The sequence below is a fragment of the Aliterella sp. E5.1 genome (genome assembly GCF_057473825.1).
Genome location: NZ_JBYCCV010000161.1, coordinates 1 through 5,328 on the forward strand (window position 1 = coordinate 1; position 5,328 = coordinate 5,328).

2 protein-coding genes are annotated in these 5,328 nt (G+C 44.7%); both read left to right on the forward strand.

Going from position 1 to position 5,328, the window contains the following annotated elements:
* Positions 1-477 precede the first annotated feature (477 nt).
* Positions 478-1,437, forward strand: coding sequence for an orange carotenoid protein N-terminal domain-containing protein (locus AC2VE5_RS23905; RefSeq protein WP_486890144.1), 960 nt, complete (start codon positions 478-480; stop codon positions 1,435-1,437).
* 694 nt (positions 1,438-2,131) lie between these two features.
* Complete coding sequence (locus AC2VE5_RS23910) at positions 2,132-5,119, forward strand: bifunctional diguanylate cyclase/phosphodiesterase (RefSeq protein WP_486890145.1); 2,988 nt, start codon at positions 2,132-2,134, stop codon at positions 5,117-5,119.
* Positions 5,120-5,328 lie beyond the last annotated feature (209 nt).

Consider the following 5,328-nt stretch of genomic DNA (forward strand, 5'->3'; position numbering starts at 1 on the left):
CACACTGCAAGATAATTTCGGACTGGTAATGCCGCCATTTGAATGGAGCTTTAGGATTCATTAGAGGCAGGCAGAATTATTTTCTCTAGCAGCATTATTTTAGCCTACCATTTTTTGCAACACAACCCTAGTCTGTATTTGGACTCATGAGAGCATCCAATCGAAATTGAAAAAGCCGCACTTATAGTAATCCCTTGACTACCGCGCGTTACGACAGGTGAAGGAAAGATGCTAAACGCAGGGCGGCGAGTTTGCGGCATACGCCTTACGTGTGATCGTAGTTCTCATGAAGATTCTAGGATTATTCTGGTTTCCGGTTGCAATAATTGTCATTACCCCATTCTTAACTTTGTGGAGGGAGAAACATCCTAAATTTTATGTCTTATCAGTTACAAAAACTCAATTACTTGTATGCTGTGCAATATCGGCTTGACGATAAATATTGTCAAATGTAATTTAGTTTCGGAGAGTTCGATTATGTCTTTTACTATCGAGTCTGCACGCTCAATTTTTCCTGACACGCAAGTTGCTAATGCGGTTCCAGCTACAGTTGAATCTTTTGAGCGCCTCAAGGCTGAGGATCAGTTAGCTTTACTTTGGTTTGCCTATACGGAGATGGGAGTTACAATCACTTCCGCCGCTATGCAGGTAGTTGATATGGTCTTCGCCGAAAAAACCCTGACTCAAATTAAGCAGATGCCTGATTTGGAGCAAACGCAAGTTATGTGCGATCTGGTTAACCATACTGACACTCCTATCTGTCGCACTTACTCAGCTTTCGGCACAAATGTCAAGTTAGGCTTTTGGTATCAGTTGAGCGAGTGGATGAAACAAGGGATTGTTGCGCCGATTCCAGAAGGTTATAAATTGTCTGCAAAGGCATCAGAGGTGCTTGAAGCCATCCGTCAACTTGAAGGAGGTCAGCAACTGACGGTATTACGAGATATTGTCCTCAACATGGGGTATAGCTCAAAGATGGCTACTCAAGAAGTCGCAGAACCTGTGGCTCCACCTAAAGATATCAAACCCCGAACTAAAATCAGCATTGAGGGCATCAACAACTCTACAGTTCTGAGCTACATGGAGAATATGAACGCTTTTGACTTTCCGGCGGCGGTAGCTTTATTTGCTGAAGACGGTGCATTGCAACCGCCTTTCGAGGAACCGATAGTGAGCCAAGAGTCTATCCTCACCTATATGCGTGAAGAATGTTACGGACTTAAGCTGATCCCTGAGCGGGGGATCTCGGAGCCAGCAGCAGAAGGATTTACCCAAATTAAAGTGACGGGTAAAGTGCAAACTCCATGGGTTGGTGACAGTGTTGGCATTCTTCTGGCGTGGCGGTTTTTACTTAATCCTCAAAGTGAGATTTTCTTTGTGGCAATTGACGTGCTTGCCTCTCCCCAGGAACTGCTAAATCTAGGTTTAATAAAGTAGAATTTGCTGAGGTTGACAAAGAAAATTCTTTCAGGACGGTTACAGGCAATCCCGTGAAAAATCGTTTGCCAACTGATAAATAACGATAATTCACTCTGAGCGTTGGTGATAAACAAGGGGGGCAATCAGCGCTCCTAATTTTTTCTCCTTCAGGGCTTTCGCACTGTAAAGAAAGCGATCGCCTAAACAGCCGTCAAACTCTCGATAGCTTTACTCCTCTGCTCTAACAAATCAGTTTCCTCATATCTTGCACCTAACGAAAAATAAATTTTTTGAGATCTCCTAATTTTTTAAGCGATCACCTTGAGAAAGTGAAAAATATAATTCAAGCACAGTTCAGCCTGAAAGCAATTTAACTTAAACGCCTATTTTGTATGAATTGGGGCTTGGTGCAAAATTTGAGATAGATATCTAATCGGGAGCATCTCACTTTTGCAAATAGTTAGTTGTAGATAGCATTCCATTAAGATAAGCAGTGCGATGCTCCCTAATTTTTGATTTTCACCGGGACAAAAAAGCTAGGAGGCTATAAATGCAGTTGCGTACTCTTCGCTAACTTCACTAAGAATTTACACAAACTTGCGTAAAAAGCCCCTACTGCTTCTTATGCACCTTAAGTTAAGTTTGATGTATCAGAGTTGCTGGGGGACTTTCTAGTTGAGGCAGCGCCAGATCTTAATTAAGAGACAAATATATGGACCGTGCATTTGCGTTCACTATCGCTGCTACCATTACTGCTTTCGCTGTGGCGATCCGACCTGCACTAGCTGAAATTATGAGCTTGAATATGGGGAATGCCGTAGATGGAATGAACTATACAGGAATGGCACTCGTCAGCTTTGGGCTACTTCCCACCAATATCCACTTTGGGGTTGTGACCCAGCCATTCTATGCAATGGATAATTCTTTGTTAGCTTTTGAGCTTGGCATGGCGACGTTGGTTATCCTAACTTTGACGGTGCTTACTGTCCTTTTCAATCAGCGCCTCACTGCGAAAGCCGAAGCCCTGCGCCAAAGCGAAGAGCGCTTCCGCGCCCTAGGACAAAACTCATCTGATGTAATTACAGTTATGGCAGCCGATGGCACCATTTGCTACATAAGTTCATCTATCAGGCAGATTTTGGGGTATGAAGCCGAGGATTGGCTCGGCAAAAAAGCTTCTGATTACGTGCATCCTGACGATCTTGCCAAGGCAGAGAATCTTTTAACGAAAGCCCTCAATTGTTCCGCTACTAGCCTTAGAACAACTTGTTGTAAGGTTGAGTTTCGGCTACGGCACACAGATAACTCTTGGCGAGATTTTGAGGGCATTGCTAATAATTTTCTCAATGAACCAAGTGTGACTGGTATAGTCACCACCTACCGCGATATCACTGAACGCAAGCGGGTAGAGACAGCCTTGTATGAAAGTAAAAGACAGCTTCAAGACCATAATGCAGTGCTGATGGAACTGGCAAAGCGCAAGATATCTAGCCGTGGAAGAGATTTGAATGCTGCGGTTAGAGAAATTACAGAGGCTACCACCAACACTCTGAAAATTGAACGAGCCAGTGTGTGGCTATACAACGGCGATCGCTCAAAGATTCGATGTATCGACTTGTATGAATGGACCAAAAGTCATCATTCCCAAGGCATTGAGCTAGCCGCAGTAGAGTACCCTGCTTATTTCCAAGCCTTAAAAGAAGAGCGTACCATCGCTGCTCAAGATGCCCACACTGACCCTAGAACCAAAGAATTCTCTAAGTTCTATCTTTCTCCTCTCGGTATTACATCCATGTTAGAGGCACCAATTTGGTTAAGTGGTGAAATGGTAGGAGTTGTCTGTCACGAAGTTGTAGGGACTGCCCACGAGTGGACATTGGAGGAACAGAATTTTGCTGGCTCCATAGCAGATTTAGTTGCCCTAGCAATGAAAGAGTGGGAGCGCAAGCAAGCAAAGGTAGCGTTGCGGCAAGCAGAAGCGAAGTACCGCAGTATTTTCGAGAACACGATCGAGGGCATCTTCCAGACTACAGTGGATGGTCGTTACATTAGCGCCAATCCTGCCCTAGCCCGGATCTATGGTTATAAATCTCCTGAAGAATTAATAGCTAACCTCTGCAACATTGAGCAGCAACTTTATGTTGCGCCGAATCGTCGTGCCAAGTTTGTTCGCCAAATGCAACAGGATGGTTCCGTGTCAGCGTTTGAGTCGCAGGTTTATCATCAAAACGGCAGCGTGATTTGGATTTCGGAGAATGCACGTGCTGTCTATGATACAAGTGGGGCGATAGCTTACTACGAAGGCACCGTCGAAGATATTACTGAGCGTAAGCAAACTCAAGAGCAATTACGGCATAATGCCTTGCATGACGCGCTCACAGGTTTGCCAAATCGGACTTTATTCACAGACCGATTGGAACAAACGGTTCAGAGGGCAAAAAGGCACAAGGACTATTTATTTGCCGTGCTTTTCCTGGATCTGGATCGTTTCAAGGTAGTCAACGATAGCCTCGGTCATCTAATTGGAGATCAACTATTAATCGCCGTCGCTCATAAACTAGAGTTATGTCTCCGCGCGGAAGACACCGTTGCCCGCCTGGGAGGGGACGAGTTCGCAATTCTGCTCAATGACATCAAAGATGTTAACTATGCAACCCAAGTTGCTGAACGGCTTATACAGGTTTTAGCTCTACCTTTCAACCTAAATGGACAAGAGGTATTTACTTCAGTGAGCATTGGCATTGTCTTGGGTAGCGAAGCCAATGGCTGGCTAGATGACCTGCTACGTAACGCCGATATCGCCATGTACCAGGCAAAAGCCCTTGGCAAAGGTCGCTATGAAGTATTTGATATCGCCATGCACCGCCGTAACGTCACCAGCCGACAATTGGAAACTGACCTCCGACAGGCTATTGACCGTAAAGAGTTTCGCGTCCACTATCAGCCCATAGTATTGTTAGCAACGGGTAAGATTGTCGGATTCGAGGCTTTGGTGCGCTGGGAGCATCCTACACAGGGTTTAATTTCTCCCGCCGAGTTCATTCCTATTGCTGAAGAAACCGGATTGATCTTACCCCTTGGTCATTGGGTACTCCAAGTCGCTTGTCACCAGATGCGCCAATGGCAGAACCAGTTTCCCCTTAGTCCGCTGTTAACAATTAGTGTGAATCTCTCTGCTAAACAGTTTACACAACCTAACCTCTGTCAGCAGATTGCTCAAATTCTTCTCGAAACCAAGTTAGATGCCTCAAGTTTGAGGCTGGAGATTACAGAAAGCGTACTTATGGACAAGGCTGAATCTGTAACCACTGTGCTGTTGCAACTGAAAGCCTTGGGTGTTTCATTGTACTTGGATGACTTTGGTACAGGATATTCATCCTTGAGCTATCTGCATCGTTTCCCCATCGATACTTTGAAGATTGACCGCTCTTTTATCAGCCGAATGGGGTTCGGGGACGACAACTCAAAGATTGTCCGGGCAATTTTAACCTTAGCAGAGGCTCTAAATATAGATGTGATTGCCGAAGGGATAGAAACAGCAGAGCAACTGATGCTATTGAGTGCCTTGCAATGCAAGTATGGGCAGGGATACTTTTTCTCCCGTCCCCTAGATACTCAAGCCGCAGGTGCTTTGATTGCTGAAAGTCTTGGGGGTATGGATAAGTCTTATCTTGTCGCTGAGTATTTGGACATTGATTAGGGGAGTTGGGTCGCTATAAGTAACAGAACAAGCAACTGGAATCAGGAACTAATTTCAGCACTGATTACTCCTTTGATCCTGTTAAGCTAATAGACTTCTAAATAGTATAAAATTAAAGTCTAAAATCTTCAAAGTACAAGGACGATGCCTGCGAAAGGATTCCTCAACGAGGAGCAAACAAAAAAATTGCAACAAGCAGTACGGCAAGG

Bases quoted from the DNA above. Each gene is read 5' to 3' on its own strand.
- AC2VE5_RS23905 (WP_486890144.1), top strand. From the start codon at position 478: ATGTCTTTTACTATCGAGTCTGCACGCTCAATTTTTCCTGACACGCAA.
- AC2VE5_RS23910 (WP_486890145.1), top strand. From the start codon at position 2,132: ATGGACCGTGCATTTGCGTTCACTATCGCTGCTACCATTACTGCTTTC.